Source organism: Myroides sp. LJL116, assembly GCF_054871685.1.
Window position 1 is genome coordinate 24,194 of record NZ_JBTXLR010000020.1, and the last position, 16,325, is coordinate 40,518.

At 33.4% G+C, this 16,325-nt stretch carries 11 protein-coding genes, 4 tRNA genes and 1 rRNA gene; 5 read left to right on the forward strand and 11 right to left on the reverse strand.

Going from position 1 to position 16,325, the window contains the following annotated elements; genetic code table 11:
• Window positions 1-151 precede the first annotated feature (151 nt).
• The 7 genes from typA to proS form a co-directional block, all read right to left on the reverse strand.
• Window positions 152-1,951 (reverse strand): translational GTPase TypA, encoded by a 1,800-nt coding sequence (gene typA / locus ACYSNM_RS12430; protein ID WP_461757202.1) that lies wholly within the window; start codon window positions 1,949-1,951, stop codon window positions 152-154.
• 490 nt (window positions 1,952-2,441) lie between these two features.
• Window positions 2,442-2,693, reverse strand: coding sequence for a 30S ribosomal protein S20 (rpsT, locus tag ACYSNM_RS12435; protein ID WP_461757203.1), 252 nt, complete (start codon window positions 2,691-2,693; stop codon window positions 2,442-2,444).
• A 42-nt stretch (window positions 2,694-2,735) separates the two neighbouring features.
• Window positions 2,736-2,807 (reverse strand) — tRNA-Glu (locus ACYSNM_RS12440).
• A gap of 34 nt (window positions 2,808-2,841) precedes the next feature.
• Window positions 2,842-2,913: transfer RNA gene (locus tag ACYSNM_RS12445), tRNA-Glu, on the reverse strand.
• A gap of 34 nt (window positions 2,914-2,947) precedes the next feature.
• A tRNA-Glu gene (locus ACYSNM_RS12450) sits at window positions 2,948-3,019 on the reverse strand.
• Between the two features lie 34 nt (window positions 3,020-3,053).
• Window positions 3,054-3,125, reverse strand: a tRNA-Glu gene (locus ACYSNM_RS12455).
• Between the two features lie 76 nt (window positions 3,126-3,201).
• The gene (proS, locus tag ACYSNM_RS12460) at window positions 3,202-4,677 is read right to left on the reverse strand and encodes a proline--tRNA ligase (RefSeq protein ID WP_461757204.1); all 1,476 of its coding nucleotides are present in this window, start codon (window positions 4,675-4,677) and stop codon (window positions 3,202-3,204) included.
• Between the two features lie 102 nt (window positions 4,678-4,779).
• Between proS and ACYSNM_RS12465 the strand changes: the two genes are divergently transcribed.
• From ACYSNM_RS12465 to ACYSNM_RS12485, 5 genes are all read left to right on the forward strand, one after another.
• Window positions 4,780-5,772 carry a hypothetical protein gene (locus tag ACYSNM_RS12465; protein ID WP_461757205.1) on the forward strand — a complete coding sequence of 331 codons (993 nt, stop codon included), beginning with the start codon at window positions 4,780-4,782 and terminating at the stop codon, window positions 5,770-5,772.
• 24 nt (window positions 5,773-5,796) lie between these two features.
• Entirely contained in the window at window positions 5,797-7,317 is a 1,521-nt protein-coding gene (locus ACYSNM_RS12470) for an OmpP1/FadL family transporter (protein WP_461757206.1), read from the forward strand.
• Between the two features lie 123 nt (window positions 7,318-7,440).
• Window positions 7,441-8,298, forward strand: coding sequence for a hypothetical protein (locus tag ACYSNM_RS12475; protein WP_461757207.1), 858 nt, complete (start codon window positions 7,441-7,443; stop codon window positions 8,296-8,298).
• Between the two features lie 161 nt (window positions 8,299-8,459).
• Window positions 8,460-9,773, forward strand: a complete 1,314-nt coding sequence (rimO, locus tag ACYSNM_RS12480; protein WP_461757208.1) for a 30S ribosomal protein S12 methylthiotransferase RimO — start codon at window positions 8,460-8,462, stop codon at window positions 9,771-9,773.
• Window positions 9,774-9,865: 92 nt separating this feature from the next.
• Window positions 9,866-10,540 carry a glycerophosphodiester phosphodiesterase gene (locus ACYSNM_RS12485; protein WP_461757209.1) on the forward strand — a complete coding sequence of 225 codons (675 nt, stop codon included), beginning with the start codon at window positions 9,866-9,868 and terminating at the stop codon, window positions 10,538-10,540.
• 1 nt (window position 10,541) lies between these two features.
• On the opposite strand, the gene ACYSNM_RS12490 is transcribed toward ACYSNM_RS12485, so the two are convergent.
• From ACYSNM_RS12490 to rrf, 4 genes are all read right to left on the reverse strand, one after another.
• A complete protein-coding gene (locus ACYSNM_RS12490) occupies window positions 10,542-12,011 on the reverse strand; it encodes an SLC13 family permease (protein ID WP_461757210.1) in 1,470 nt (489 codons plus the stop codon).
• A 116-nt stretch (window positions 12,012-12,127) separates the two neighbouring features.
• Entirely contained in the window at window positions 12,128-12,736 is a 609-nt protein-coding gene (def, locus tag ACYSNM_RS12495; RefSeq protein WP_461757211.1) for a peptide deformylase, read from the reverse strand.
• 48 nt (window positions 12,737-12,784) lie between these two features.
• Window positions 12,785-16,036, reverse strand: coding sequence for an AsmA family protein (locus ACYSNM_RS12500; protein WP_461757212.1), 3,252 nt, complete (start codon window positions 16,034-16,036; stop codon window positions 12,785-12,787).
• Between the two features lie 167 nt (window positions 16,037-16,203).
• Window positions 16,204-16,313 (reverse strand): 5S ribosomal RNA (gene rrf / locus ACYSNM_RS12505).
• Window positions 16,314-16,325 lie beyond the last annotated feature (12 nt).

The window sequence follows — 16,325 nt, forward strand, 5'->3', positions numbered from 1 at the left end:
TCTCGCTTTATCAAAAAATTAATAAAATTCTTTTTGCTTGACATACCTACAATTGAAAACCAAAATATTAATATCCCTATGCCTGTACTTACAAAGGATAGATAATAAAAAAGGGCTGACTATATTAGTCAACCCTTTTCTTATACTATTACTAGTTTATTTTATTACGCTTACGATCTGTCTCTTTTAAGTAGATTTTTCTTAAACGTAGACTCTTAGGTGTTACCTCACAGTATTCATCCTTTTGAATGTATTCTAAAGCTTCTTCTAAAGAGAACTTGATTGCAGGAACAATACGAGCTTTGTCATCTGTACCAGAAGCACGAACGTTCGTTAACTTCTTAGTTTTAGTAACGTTTACTGTCATATCATCTCCTCTTGAGTTCTCTCCAATTACTTGTCCTTCATAAATATCTTCGTTTGGATCAACAAAGAATTTACCACGATCTTGTAATTTATCAATAGAATAAGGAATCGCCTTACCATTTTCCATAGAAATTAAAGAACCATTTTGACGTCCTGCAATTTCTCCTTTGAATGGTTGGTACTCCAAGAATCTATGTGACATGATAGCCTCACCTGCAGTTGCAGTTAAAAGTTGATTTCTTAAACCAATAATACCTCTTGAAGGAATTAAAAATTTAATGATCATTCTCTCTCCTCTTGGCTCCATTGAAGTCATCTCTCCTTTTTTCAAAGAAACGTACTCTACAGCTCTACCAGATAAGTTTTCAGGGATATCAATTGTAAGCTCTTCAATTGGTTCACATTTAACACCATCAATTTCCTTGATAATTACTTGTGGTTGTCCAATTTGTAACTCATATCCTTCACGTCTCATTGTTTCAATTAAAACTGATAAGTGTAAAACTCCACGTCCGAAAACCATGAATTTATCCGCACTATCCGTTTCTTTAACACGTAAAGCTAAGTTTTTCTCTAATTCTTTATTTAAACGTTCTTTAACGTGTCTAGAAGTAACAAATTTACCTTCTTTACCAAAGAATGGTGAGTCGTTAATTGTAAATAACATACTCATCGTTGGCTCATCAATTGTAATAGTAGGTAAAGCCTCTGGATTTTCAAAATCAGCGATAACATCTCCAATTTCGAATCCGTCAATTCCAACTACAGCACAAATATCACCAGCGTGAACTTCACTTACTTTCTTACGTCCTAAACCTTCAAAAGTATGAACTTCTTTAATTTTACTCTTTACAATACTACCATCTCGTTTAATTAAAGATATATTCATACCTTCTTTTAAAACACCACGTTGTAAACGTCCAATAGCAATACGTCCTGTAAATGTAGAATAGTCTAAAGAAGTAATTAACATTTGAGGAGTTCCTTCGTTTACTTTAGCAGCTGGGATATGCTCAAGAACCATGTCTAATAATGGCTCGAAAGAATCCGTAGGTTGCTTATAATCTGTAGACATCCAATTGTTCTTAGCAGATCCATAAACAGCTGGGAAATCCATTTGCCACTCTTCTGCACCTAGTTCGAACATTAAGTCAAAAACTTTTTCATGAACTTCTTCAGGTGTACAGTTTTCTTTATCGACTTTATTTACAACAACACAAGGTTTTAACCCTAAATCAATTGCTTTTTGAAGTACGAAACGAGTCTGAGGCATTGGTCCTTCAAAAGCATCCACAATTAAAAGAACACCATCAGCCATGTTCAAAACACGCTCTACTTCTCCACCGAAATCCGCGTGACCAGGAGTATCAATAATATTGATTTTCGTCCCTTTATATTCTACCGAAACGTTCTTAGAAGTAATTGTAATACCTCTTTCTCTTTCGATATCCTCATTATCCAAAATCAACTCTCCTGTACTTTCGTTCTCACGAAAAGATTGACAGTGGTGTAAAATCTTATCAACCATAGTAGTTTTACCGTGGTCAACGTGTGCAATAATAGCAATATTCCTAATTGTTGTCATATAAGTATTGTTTATACAATATTCTTTTTTAAAACTTTACATCATGTCTATCTCTAGAAAAAAATCAGCTTTCAACTAGATTAAAAAAAGACACAACTTTCGTTGTGCAAATGTACTACTTTTTATCAAAACTTTAAATTTAATTTTACAAAATATCCTTTCAATAACTTTTTTAATAAGACTTAGGATTAATTAATCAAATTTATACATTCTATTTAGATAATCTCAAAAACAACTACATTCAACAAACTATATGTAAAAAATAAATAATAAGGACTAATCATTAACCCTTAAAGCCAAACGATTAAATAGCTCTTCTTTGAATGAAGTATCTAAAAACGAAGCAATTTAAAGCATAACCTATCTTAAAGTACATGCTAAGCTTTTACATGTTCATAGTTACACAACTATATCTTTGAATATCTACAAAAAAAAAGCCCTCAATTATTTGAGGGCTTTTCTTTGTTTGATAACTTAAAACTTCTACTTATTATAAAGCAGCAACGTGTTTTGTTAATTTCGATTTTAAGTTAGAAGCTTTGTTTGCATGAATGATATTCTTTTTAGCTAATTTATCAATCATTGAAACTACTACAGTTAATTTCTCTCCAGCTTCAACTTTATCTTCGATCATACGTAAAGCTTTGATAGCATTACGAGTCGTTTTGTGTTGATATCTGTTTAATACTCTTTTCTTTTCGTTACTTCTAATTCTTTTTAAAGCTGACTTATGATTTGCCATTTCGTTTAAATATTTTATTAAGTCTATACTATTTTTCTCTTGTAGTCCGTAGGGGAATCGAACCCCTGTTACCAGGATGAAAACCTGGCGTCCTAACCCCTAGACGAACGGACCGTGCATTTTATAAATAAGCTTATGCGAAGCTTTGTAGTCCGTAGGGGAATCGAACCCCTGTTACCAGGATGAAAACCTGGCGTCCTAACCCCTAGACGAACGGACCATGCATTTTATAAATAAGCTTATGCGAAGCTTTGTAGTCCGTAGGGGAATCGAACCCCTGTTACCAGGATGAAAACCTGGCGTCCTAACCCCTAGACGAACGGACCGTGCATTTTATAAACAAGCTTATGCGAAGCTTTGTAGTCCGTAGGGGAATCGAACCCCTGTTACCAGGATGAAAACCTGGCGTCCTAACCCCTAGACGAACGGACCCTTTTGTTTATCTAATGCGGATGCAAAACTACAATATTTTTTCATATCCGCAAGAGAAAAACAAAAAAAAATTAAATTAATATGCTTTTGCAAATAGTACTCTACCTTGAGAAGGTTTACCACTATATATACAAACTCCTTGCTCCAATTCCCTATCGATTGGAATACAACGAATTGTAGCTTTAGTTAATTCTTTAATCTTCTCTTCTGTCTCAATTGTACCATCCCAGTGAGCAGAAACAAATCCAGTTTTATTTTCTAAAACATCTTTAAATTCTTCGAAAGTATCCACCTCTGTAGTGTGTTCTTTACGGTAATCGAAAGCTTTTGTAAATAAATTATTCTGAATATCCTCAAGTAAATCTTGTATATGTTCTACTAAAGCAGCTTCCGCAACTATCTCTTTAGTTAGATTATCACGTCTTGCAACTTCAAAAGTTCCGTTTTCTAAATCTTTTGGTCCAATTGCAATACGAACAGGTACACCTTTCATTTCATATTCTGCAAACTTCCATCCTGGTTTGAATCCAGTACGATCATCGAATTTAAAAGAAATATTTAATTTTTTAAATTTATCTGTTACTTCTTTAACCTTGGCTTTGATTTGCTCTAATTGCTCCTCTGTTTTATGAATTGGTACAATTACAACTTGTATTGGTGCTAAGTTTGGAGGCAATACTAATCCGTTATCATCCGAGTGCGTCATAATTAATGCTCCCATTAAACGAGTACTTACTCCCCAAGAAGTAGCCCATACAAACTCTTGCTTTCCTTCTTGATTTGTAAATTTTACATCAAAAGCTTTTGCGAAGTTTTGCCCTAAAAAGTGAGAAGTCCCAGCCTGAAGCGCTTTTCCATCTTGCATTAAAGCTTCAATACAATATGTTTCGATTGCTCCAGCGAATCTTTCATTCTCTGTTTTATATCCTTTTACAACTGGAATAGCCATAAAGTCCTGTGCAAAATCAGCATATACATCTAGCATTTGTTCTGCTTCTGCAATTGCCTCTTGCTTAGTTGCGTGAGCTGTATGCCCTTCTTGCCATAAGAACTCAGCTGTTCTTAAAAACAATCTAGTTCTCATCTCCCAACGAACAACGTTAGCCCATTGATTTACCAAAATTGGCAAGTCACGGTAAGACTCAATCCACTTTCTATAAGTATCCCAAATAATAGTTTCAGAAGTTGGACGAACAATAAGTTCTTCCTCTAATTTTGCCTCTGGATCCACCTCAATACTCTTACCATCCTCAGAAGTCTTTAATCTATAATGTGTAACTACTGCACATTCTTTAGCGAAGCCATCTACGTGACTAGCTTCTTTACTAAAATAAGATTTAGGGATAAATAAGGGGAAATAAGCGTTTTGATGTCCTGTTTCTTTAAATTTCTTATCAAGCTCTGCTTGCATTTTTTCCCATATGGCATAACCATAAGGTTTTATAACCATACATCCACGTACACCTGAATTTTCAGCTAAATCAGCCTTCACTACAAGTTCATTGTACCACTTGGAATAATCCTCACTCCTTTTAGTAATGTTTTTGCTCATTTTTAATATATTAGCAGTTAAATTGTTTAACTCTTAATTAACTATAATAATACGACAAATCTAACTAAATTTGTTCTTACCAACAATTAAAAAAGCACGGAAATGAAAACAAAAGTAAAAAACAGGATCAATTGGACCAAGATTCTAATGATAGTCTCTATAGCAACTTTTACAGTTTCATGTGGTTCCTACCATAATACTTCCTATTACGACGATGGTACTTATGGCTACAATAATAATGTAGATCAAAATAATCACGCTGAATTCTATTCCGGTTATTTTACTGATTTACAGGACAATTTAGAATACTTTACCGATGTAAACGCTTATTATACCCCAACCATAGATAGCTTAACAAATTCTCAAACTGTTTCATCCACTACCTATGGACCATGGGGCAGTGAACCTAATTCAATAAGCATTAACTATTATAACCAAAATTATGGCTATCCTTGGTATAGCCCATGGTATGGCTATGGATATATGTATGATTCGTGGTATAACCCTTGGTATGGCCCATCTTGGGGATTTGGTTTCTCCTGGGGATATCCTGGTTATTATGGAGGATATTATGGATACCCATACTATCACCGTCCTTATTATGTACCTACAACAAGACCTTCAGGCAATAGAGGAACCTATAATTATAGTAGATCAGGATATACAAATAATTCCTCCTCCTCTGCTTATAGACCATACACCAGATCGAGTAGCTCTAGTGGAACCTATCAAAGACCAGGAAGTGGTATAAACAATACCTATACAAGACCTAGTAGTTCTAATAGTGGATACAATAGACCGAGTAGCAATTCTGGATACAATAGACCGAGTAGCAATTCAGGATACACTAGACCTAGTAGTAATTCCGGATACACTAGACCTAGTAGTAATTCCGGATACACTAGACCTAGTAGTAACTCTAGCTACAATAGACCTAGTAGCAATTCTAACTACAATAGACCTAGTGGTAATACTAACTATAGCAGACCTAGCACTTCTAATAGTAGTTATAATAGAGCAAGTAGTATGCCTTCAAGAAGTAGCTCTAGTTCCTCTACAAGAAGTAGCTCTGGTTCAGGCGGATATAGAAGATAGTGCTTTAATGTTAAAATATAATTCATGACAAAAAATATAATTACTCTTTTTAGTTTATTACTTACTTGTAGTGTTATACAAGCACAAGAGATGTCAGCACATGATGTAATGCGCTATAACCAATCTGATTTGAATGGTACTGCAAGGTTTAAAGCAATGAGTGGAGCATTTGGTGCAGTTGGAGCAGATGTATCCTCATTGCAAATTAACCCTGCCGGAAGTGCTTTAGCGAATTTTAATTCCGCTTCATTTAGTATGTTCTTTGACGACAAAAGCAATAAATCTACCTATTTAGGAAATAACGACTCAGATAAATACTCAGGCATTGACATTGGTCAACTAGGTGCGATATTTGTGTTCAATAGCAATAACAACAATTCCTTGCTTCGAAAGTTTTCTATTGGGATTAACTATCAAAATACTAAAAACTATAGAAACAATATCAAATTTAATGGTACAGGAAATGTAAATTCTATAGGTGACTACTTTCTAGATGTTGCCAACTCTAATAAAGTACCTTTAGATTATATTTCATCTAACTCCATTACTCAAGGCTATGATAAAGCGGGGTATTTTGGAGGATTAGCTGCACAGCAAGCATTTTTAGCCTATCAAAGTGGATTAATCTCTCCTGTGAATGGACAAGATGGTTTGTATAGCGCTAACTATAATCAAAACTTACCCCATCAACAAGGAAGAGTAATTCAAACCAGTGGAAATAAAGGTTTTTTCAGTGCTAACTTTGCTGGACAATTAGGCCAGCGCTTTTATGTTGGAGCAAATGTAAACTTACACACGGTAGATTATACCCAAAATAGTGCCGCAATACAGAACACTTCTATTAATCAATCTACAGAATCTATACGTTTTGACAATTATCTATACACTTATGGAAATGGTTTTTCATTTAATATTGGAGCAATTGCAAAAGTAACGGATAATTTTAGAGCTGGACTTGCTTATGAATCTCCAACATGGTTCACCCTACATGATGAATTGTCCCAAGGTGTAGCTACAGCATTTACAAATGATACTTCTTATGTAGTTTATCCTAATCTGGTGAATGTATATGATAAATATAAACTTAAAACTCCTTCTAAATACACAGCGAGTTTAGCTTACATTTTATTCAAAAGAGCACTTATCAGCGTAGACTATACTCTAGTAGACTACAGTAAAAATAAATTTAGCCCAACTAAAGATCCTTTATACCAAAATATCAATCAAACTTTAAATAGCTCATTAACTAGCTCTAGTGAAGTACGCGTTGGTGCAGAATATAAAATAAAACAATTTAGTTTACGTGGCGGATACCGCTATGTACAAAGTCCATATAAAGATTTTCAGTACCTAGGGGACCTTAATAGTTTCTCTTTTGGTTTAGGTTATGACTTTGGAGTGTCTAGACTTGATTTAGCTTATGGACATTCCGCTCAAGAATATAAAACTAGTTTAGTAGATATGACGGTAAACAACCTTTATAATTATGCTAAAATAAAAACAAAAGAAAATACTGTAAATCTTACTTATACTATGTATTTTTAGAAGTAAATCTTCTAAATTAACAAAAATCTTTTATAAAAAAATCTCTTTATTCGATAAACCGATAAAGAGATTTTTTTATATTATATTTGCACCTCATAAAGTTTCAAACAAAACCATTATTATATGAAGTATATTTTAAAAGTACTTACTGTATTTACTTTACTTATTAGCTCAATGGCTATGGCGCAAGAAATGGTAACAACACCAATGCGTTATACTGCTTCAAATAAAGGTAAATTCTACATTTATTGGGGTGGAAACAGAGGGTACTTTACCAATTCTGATATTCGTTTTAAAGGGGATGACTATGACTTCACTTTAAAAGACGTAAAGGCACATGACAAACCAAAAGGTTGGCATGTAGACTATATAAACCCAGCTAGAATGACCATTCCACAAACTAACTTAAGGGTTGGTTATTTCTTCACGGATAAATACAACATTTCCTTTGGAGTAGATCACATGAAGTATGTGATGTCTCAAAATCAAATAGTAAACTTTACAGGTTACTACCCTAATATGGGGGATAACACTTTTGGAGAAACAGTTCCTGGGCATCCAGATCAACTTTTACTTACAGAGGAGTTTTTACAATTTGAACATACCGATGGTCTGAACTATGTTAATATTGAAATAAACCGAGTAGATGATATTTCTAAACTATTTGGAATTAGAAATACAGACGTGGTACAGATTAATATAACAGAAGGAGTTGGTACAGGTATTGTGTTTCCAAAAACCAACACTACCCTACTGGGTAAACAGAGGTACGATGAGTTCCATGTTTCAGGGGTAGGTTTTTCTGCTAAAGCAGGTTTAAACATCACTTTCCTAAAACACTTTTTTGTACAAGGAGAATTAAAAGGAGGGTACATCAATATGTACGATGTTAGAACAACAGCTAGCAAAGCCGATAAAGCAAAACATAACTTTTGGTTTGGTCAAACAATCATCGTATTTGGTGGAATATTTAAACTCTAACCATATATAAAAGCAGAAAGGTAAACTTCTCTGCTTTTTTTATTTTTATAAGCTATTAATTAGAAAGGATTTGAATAACATTTAGAGTTCTTATAATTATATTAAAGCTTGGGGTATGTTACTAAAAAGATGTACTTTTGCATTCCAATTTTTTTAAATAAATGAGAACCAAAACTTTAAAAAAGAATAAAATTAACGTAGTTACACTAGGTTGTTCTAAAAATGTTTACGACAGTGAAGTATTAATGGGACAATTAAAAGCTAGTGGGAAAGATGTCACACATGAGGCTCAAAATGATGAGGCTAATATTGTAGTAATTAACACCTGTGGTTTTATTGATAATGCTAAAGCAGAATCTGTAAATACTATATTAGAATATGTTGATAAAAAAGAGCAAGGAATTGTAGATAAAGTTTTTGTAACTGGATGTTTGTCGGAACGTTACAAACCGGACTTAGAGACAGAAATTCCAAATGTTGACCAGTTTTTTGGAACAACAGATCTACCTAATCTTTTAAAAGCTTTAGGAGCTGATTACAAACACGAATTATTAGGAGAGCGTTTAACTACTACTCCTAAAAACTATGCATATTTAAAAATTGCTGAAGGATGTGACCGTCCTTGTAGTTTCTGTGCGATTCCATTAATGAGAGGTAAACACGTATCACAACCAATTGAAAAGTTGGTTAAAGAAGCGCAGAACTTAGCTAAAGATGGTGTTAAAGAATTAATCTTAATTGCACAAGATTTAACTTACTACGGTTTAGATCTATACAAAAAAAGAAACTTAGCAGAATTACTTGAAAACTTAGCTAAAGTAGAAGGAATCGAATGGATTCGTCTTCACTATGCTTTCCCTACAGGATTCCCTATGGATGTTTTAGAGTTAATGCAACGTGAGCCTAAGATCTGTAATTATATTGATATTCCTTTACAGCATATTTCAGATAACATTCTAAAATCAATGCGTAGAGGTACTACACAAGCTAAGACAACAAAACTTCTAAAAGAATTTAGACAAGCTGTTCCAGGTATGGCAATTCGTACTACTCTAATTGTAGGTTACCCTGGAGAAACACAAGAAGACTTCCAAATCTTAAAAGATTGGGTACAGGAAATGCGTTTTGAAAGATTAGGATGTTTTGCATACTCTCATGAAGAAAACACACATGCTTTCCTTTTAGAGGATGACGTTCCTAAAGAAGTGAAGCAACAAAGAGCAAATGAAATTATGGAGATCCAAGCGCAAATTTCATTTGAATTAAACCAAGAAAAAGTAGGTAAGACTTTCCGTTGTATTATCGATAGAAAAGAAGGAAACTACTTTGTTGGAAGAACGGAGTTTGATAGCCCAGATGTAGATAATGAAGTATTAATCGATGCAAGCAAACATTATCTAAAAATAGGTGAGTTTGCAAATATCGTAATCGATGAAGCTACAGAGTTTGACCTATATGGTACACCTGAAAAATAAATATATACTAGCCGAATACTTTTTTGTATTCGGCTTTTTTTATGTGTAAAATATTAAAGTATATTTAAGGTATAACATTTACAATATAAAATATGCTTAGGGTTGGACATAGAGGAGCTAAAGGCTATATCATGGAGAATACCATAGAGTCAATTGAAAAAGCTTTAGAGCTAAACTGTTCTATGATAGAAATTGATATTCATAAAACAGCAGATAATAAATTAGTAGTTTATCACGATTCTAACTTAAATAGATTAACAGGTAAAGATGCTTTACTATCTGATTTTAATTTGGAGCAACTACAACAATTCACCCTTGAAGATAATTACAAAATTCCCACCCTACAACAGGTCATCGAGATTATCCATAAAAAAGCTATTCTAAATATAGAAATAAAGGCAGCAGACTCTTTAAAAGAACTCTGTAGTTTATTAGACTACTTTTTCAAACAAGGATATGCACCAAATAACTTTATAATCTCTAGCTTTGATTGGTTACAATTAAAACAACTTAGCACTATGCTAGAAAACATTCCTTTGGCAGTATTAACCCAAGGAGATCCTATTTTAGCTATACCAATTGCAAAGGAGTTAAAAGCAAAGGCAATCCATGCCCATTATAAAACATTAAACCAAGATAATGTTAGATATATTCAAGACCACCACTTAAAAGTATTAGCCTATACGGTTAACTCTAAAAAAGATATCTCTTATATTAAGAATCTAAAAGTAGATGGTATAATAAGCGATTATCCAGATCGTGTTTAGGCTATAAACTAGAGAAAAAATCAGTGAAATACTGTAAAAACAGCACCCAAAGAATAATAAGTATTGTTCCTACGATAGCACCGAAAAAGCCTCCTAGTACAAAATCCTTTTGTTTTAATAACCCTGTACCATAAACAATGGCATTAGGAGGAGTAGAAACAGGTAAGAATAATCCACAAGAAGAACATAGTCCAATAACTATCCCCACAGGTAATAATTGATTAGCAGGTAAAATAATAGCAGCAATATTTATAATAATTGTTGCGGTAGCTGTACTACTCATAATATTAGAAAAAAGTACGGTCACTAAAGCAAATATAATCATCAGCCAAATGGTATTAAATTCCATTCCTGCTAGAAAACTAGAATAATAAGGTGCTAGAAGTTCTTTGATTGCTAAACCTAAAGCTAATCCACCTGCAACTAACATTAAGGTATCCCAAGGTAACTTCCTAACATCTTCACCTTTAATTATACCAAACATAGGGAGAAACATAATGGGAACCATTGCTGCCCCTGCAGTAGGAATATCTAACCTATGCCCAAACATCCACATACCTACTGTCACTACAAGAATAGTCAAAACTATTAGGCGCTGTAAACGCATAGGTTTAGTTAATTCTAAGGCTTGATTGACAAAGGAAACATCTAAACCTTTTACTTTAGAGGTATACTTTTTAACTACTGCAAACCAAAAAAGTATCAATAATAAAGTAGCTGGTAAAAATCCTAAGACAAACCACTCGTTAAAACCTATATTAAAGCCTTTACTGTTTAAGGTATTAACCACTATAAGATTAGGAGGTGAGGAGACCATACTGATCATTCCTGCAAATGTTGCAGCAGCGGGTATACTTACTAAAATTGCCTTTGACATAAGAGAATCTTTTCCTTGACGTTCGATCAAGGGCATTACGGAGGCTAATACCATAGCTGCAGTGGCTGTATTGGATATAATCAAGGAAAGGATGGATGTAACTATAATAATACCTAAAACCAGCGTATTTGGCTTAGAGCCGAAAATAGAAATCGTTTTTTTAAACAAGGATAAATCTAAATTTGTCTTACGCATTCCTTCAGATAGAAAAAACCCCCCTAAAAAAATCCAAATAACACTATCGGACCAAGTATCAAAAATATCGGACGAGGAAATCGTAGCTCCTTGAGCATTTCCCATGGTATAGACCAAGAAACCAATAATCATAATACCAACGGCAAAGGGAGCTATTGCTTCAGAGGCCCAAAGTAAAATGGAAAAAATTAAAATGAACAACGTATATTCTTGCGCCTCACTAAATACATCTGGAGTTAAAAAATAGGTCGCTGCTATAGAAAAAAGCAAGCAAAAGAAAAAAATACCTATACGTGTTTTAATATTCCACATATTCCAGGAAGCCTCAATAAGTAGCTCACTGTAAAACCTTATCCCCGTTCTAATTTGGCGAATCTTCTCAAAGTAATCGAATTCCATATTTTTGCTTTTAACTTTAAATTTACAATTTAAAAGTTGATTAAAAAATGCAAAAAAAAAGTACACTATAAATAATAATCTTTATAGTGTACCTTATATATTTCTTTCAGTGAGTTTTATCTACTTAATCTATTTTCCTTGAAATAAAACAACTCATCTTGCTCACTAGCGGCAATAATATCTTTGTCTTTATCTTGTTCTACTCTTAAAGGAAATAAAATTCCATTTAAATGGTCCATTTCATGTTGTAAGATAACTGCAGTAAAACCTTCTATGATTTCCTTATATTTTTTACCTTCTAAGTCAAAATAGCTTATCTCAATGGCCATACTTCTATATACTTTTTCATAGATATTTTCAATAGACAAACATCCCTCTTCTCCTAGGCGTAGTACAGTACTATACCAAGTAATTTCAGGATTTACAAAAAACTCAAATGGCTTATCTTTTTTGTCAAATCTTTGGGCTAAAAACACTCTCTTACTAATGCCTATTTGAGGAGAAGCAATACCAACTCCTGGGCGTTTAGGATCACTAACAGTAGCATAAAGTCGCTTTATTAATAATTTAACCATGTCATCACAAGGGTCAACTTCACTACACACTTGAGACAAAATAGCAAGATCTGCATTATTGCTTGCTTGCAACACACGTAAGCTCTCTTTATCTAGTTCACTATGTAATAGATCGATTTGTTCTTGCGAAAATTTAGTTTGTACTACCATATCATTGTGATTTGTGCTTGCTTTAAAGTATTGGTATAAATACCAATACTATACTGCTAATTGTTCTATTTCTTCTTGGTTTTTTTCTTGACTATGCTCGAGTTCATCTTGTATCTCATCTTCTAATTCATCTTCTTCATCATATTTAGTAGAACCACCTAATACTTCACTTGGGCGATACTTACCTAATTTAATATCAAAATCTTCAGAAGTACCCGTAATCTTCATTGGAATACCAACTAATCCTAAAGGGGGTAGTCCCAAACGTAATCCGATATTGATCTTACCATCTAAGCTAACCTGTCCTTCAAACCTTGGACGAAACCCTGCCATCTTCATTTTAGTTCTATCTATAGTAATCACATTATTACTAATGCTAGAGAAAATGTCTACCTGAGATACATTAGCTTTTTCCATTGCTTTAGAATCCGTCTTATCAGCTATGGCACCTAGTAACTTAAAGCCTTTAAATCGAATATCTTCTAATACTAATACCCCTTGACCTTGTATACTTGGTAAAATAGGATACATATCTTTGTTTAGCTTTCCTTTTAATGCGTAATCCAAAGAGACCTTACCATAAGCACTTTCTGCCATAGAAACCATTTCCCTGAACAAAGGTACTTCTTTATAGGCACGTTGAATATCAAAATCTTGAGCTGCAATATGATAATCGAAAATAGCTGAACTTAAGTTTAAAGGTTCATATGCAGCTTGCATTTGTACTTTAGTCCCTATTAATTCAAAATCTGCTTCTTCTAAAAAAGCTTTTCCTTTCATAAATTTCAAGTCTCCTTGAAAGTCACTTATATCGTAGGTAAGGTATTTTATTCTTTTTGCGTCAGCCTTAAATTCTAACTCCATATTCTTTGGAATTTGTATTACAGCCTTTTCTATTTTTTCTTGACTAATAGCAACCTCTAGCTCCTGCTCAGAAGTGAATTCTTTCTTATCCGTAGAAGTTACTAACATAAACTCGTCTACATCTAAAAAGGGAGTATTCAAGCTAAAGCTACCTTGCAAAGTACCCTTCTTTGTCAAGAAACTAATCACATTGGTTAAATAACCATTAAGGTCAAAAGAAGAATTTCCATAAGTAGCATTAAACTTATCAAACTTCATTTTCTCCCTAAAAAAGGTAAACACCCCGCTGCTAATACTAAAGGTTTTTGGTAGATAAGAACTTTTTATCTCAATATCTTCTACGCTTAGTTTTCCAGCGTTCTTAAGATTGGCAAAATTTCCAGCCTTAACATCTGCTTGGGTACCTTGTAAAAATAAATTGGTTTGCACCTTTCCTGTTACTTCTAAACCTGGTATTGGAAACACTCTATAAAGGTCTCCTATATTTAATACACCTTTGGATTTAAGGGTATAATTTAAATTAGTAAAATCGGATAGATTGGCAGAAAGCTTAAATTCTTCTCCTGCAAACCTAAACTCTAAAGGTTCGATATCTACTTTGATACCACTTAAAGTACCCGTATCACTATTAATAATTGTGTGTAAATCGATATTCTCAATTGGCAATTCAGGTACTTTAGCTAACTGTAAATAACCTTGAGAGACTTTAATGTCTGCTTTTAATAACGGATACTTTTTTTGTTTAGGTAAAAAGTTTCCTGATACATCTGTATGAATATCGATAAGCCCTTCTACATTCATGTGTTCGATAGGAATGAACTCCTTTAAGTTCATCAAATCAACTTTTGCAGTTAATTCCCCTTGTACAGGAAAATCAATAAAATTGTCTACTTTGAATTTACCACGAACAACATTGTCTAAAGCTAAAAGCTCTAGACTACTAATATCTAAAAAAGCTTTTCTCCAATTAGAATCTTTAGAAAGGGCTTTCATTTTGAAATTAATCCCCTTAAGACCTTGAGGAAGCGAAGCGAATTTAAAAAAACCATTACTCAAAGAGGTGTTAACCTCAAACTTTGGAACACTTAAAAGCTTCTTATGTCGTATTGTTTTACCACGAACCTTTCTATATACATCTTGACTTTGGAATACTCCATCTAAATCTGCTGTAAAACCCAATAAACCTTTCATTTGAAAACCATTGATTCCCACAGCATGATTAAATAAACCTAGGTCCATATTAATATCCATCTTAGATACAATAGACAGTGAATCAAGTCCAGTACTTTTCCAAACTACATCTGACTTATTCTTCCCTAAAACAAAATTAAGAGCTTTAATATCTAAAGTATTCTTATTCATATTAAGTCCAGGCATGGAGAAATGCATATCTAGATTTAACTTTTCTAATGGAGTATCTACTTGCTTATTATGTATAAACCCATCTTCTAGTACCATGCTAAAGTCTAAATTAGGACTTAATCCTTCACTAATAACATATTTACCTTCTAGAACTAATTTACCGCTAATAAGGCCTGAAATATCTGTGTTATCTAACCATTGCTGATATTCTGGAGGGATAACAGAAAGTAACTCTTCAAAGGTAGCCTTCTCTGTTTTCACATCAAAAAGCATATCATAACCTGATTCTATAAATCCAAAATGACCTTTAAAATCTACTGGTAAACCCTTGATTTTTATACTGTTTTTTTCAAAGCCAAAAGTTAAACTTTTTGTATCAACTAAAGTTTCTAATTTAGCTAAGATTGGTTTTTCCTTAATATAGTGCACTCCTTCAAAATTGAAATCGAAAGAGTTAATACGAGCCACACTCTTTAAATCAAAAACCGCTTGATCCATAGCTCCTCTTCCAACATAATCAAAATCGGAGGCCACAAAACTAAGTCCACTAGCTAAATCATTATAAATAATTTCAGCATCTTTAATTTGAAGACGATTGATTTTTAAACCTAATTCATCCTCTTTCTCTTGGTCTTGTTCTAAAGAATCACTACCATAGAAAATATCATAATTAGCTAAACCTTGCTCATTGACATAAATAAATACAAGAGGCTTATCAATGTAAATCTTGTCAAAGTTTAATTTACCCTGTACTAAAGCAAATAAATTTATCCCTAAACTAATAGATTCTGCTTCAAATAAATTATCATCCAATGCTGAATCCAAAATAACTCCCTGTAAAGAAGGCTTATCCATTGTAGCGGTTAAGAAAGGAAATTTACGATAAAAGGAAATCTCAATCTTTTCATACTCTACATCCCCCTTTACATTATCTTTAAGCAAAACACGTACCTGTTGATCGATAGCATCAGAATAAATTTTAGGCAAGAGAAACATCAATAGTAATAAAACTACTATTACTCCACCTCCAATTAAACCTCCCCATTTAAGTCTACGCCTTAAATTATTTCCCATAATCTACTGTTCTAAATAATAATGTACAAATTAACGTTTTTTTTTACAAACATCTACGCACTGTGCGATTAAAATTATAGTGCAAAAACTAGACCACCACACTTCATTTCCCTGAGTTCATTCCAAAAAAAAATCCCCAACATAAACATGTTGAGGATTTTATAAAAGAAGGGCGGTGTCATACTCTCCCACTGGTTAGCAGTACCATCTGCGCAAGCGGGCTTAACTTCTCTGTTCGAAATGGGAAGAGGTGAGCCCCGCTGCAATAACCACCCTAAATCGGTTGTCA

What these genes read in the sequence shown, in the direction of transcription:
- ACYSNM_RS12475 (WP_461757207.1), top strand. Translation starts at nt 7,441, where the DNA reads ATGAAGTATATTTTAAAAGTACTTACTGTATTTACTTTACTTATTAGC.
- def (WP_461757211.1), bottom strand. Translation starts at nt 12,736, where the DNA reads ATGGTAGTACAAACTAAATTTTCGCAAGAACAAATCGATCTATTACAT.
- proS (WP_461757204.1), bottom strand. Translation starts at nt 4,677, where the DNA reads ATGAGCAAAAACATTACTAAAAGGAGTGAGGATTATTCCAAGTGGTAC.
- ACYSNM_RS12500 (WP_461757212.1), bottom strand. Translation starts at nt 16,036, where the DNA reads ATGGGAAATAATTTAAGGCGTAGACTTAAATGGGGAGGTTTAATTGGA.
- ACYSNM_RS12465 (WP_461757205.1), top strand. Translation starts at nt 4,780, where the DNA reads ATGAAAACAAAAGTAAAAAACAGGATCAATTGGACCAAGATTCTAATG.
- rimO (WP_461757208.1), top strand. Translation starts at nt 8,460, where the DNA reads ATGAGAACCAAAACTTTAAAAAAGAATAAAATTAACGTAGTTACACTA.
- ACYSNM_RS12470 (WP_461757206.1), top strand. Translation starts at nt 5,797, where the DNA reads ATGACAAAAAATATAATTACTCTTTTTAGTTTATTACTTACTTGTAGT.
- typA (WP_461757202.1), bottom strand. Translation starts at nt 1,951, where the DNA reads ATGACAACAATTAGGAATATTGCTATTATTGCACACGTTGACCACGGT.
- ACYSNM_RS12490 (WP_461757210.1), bottom strand. Translation starts at nt 12,011, where the DNA reads ATGGAATTCGATTACTTTGAGAAGATTCGCCAAATTAGAACGGGGATA.
- rpsT (WP_461757203.1), bottom strand. Translation starts at nt 2,693, where the DNA reads ATGGCAAATCATAAGTCAGCTTTAAAAAGAATTAGAAGTAACGAAAAG.
- ACYSNM_RS12485 (WP_461757209.1), top strand. Translation starts at nt 9,866, where the DNA reads ATGCTTAGGGTTGGACATAGAGGAGCTAAAGGCTATATCATGGAGAAT.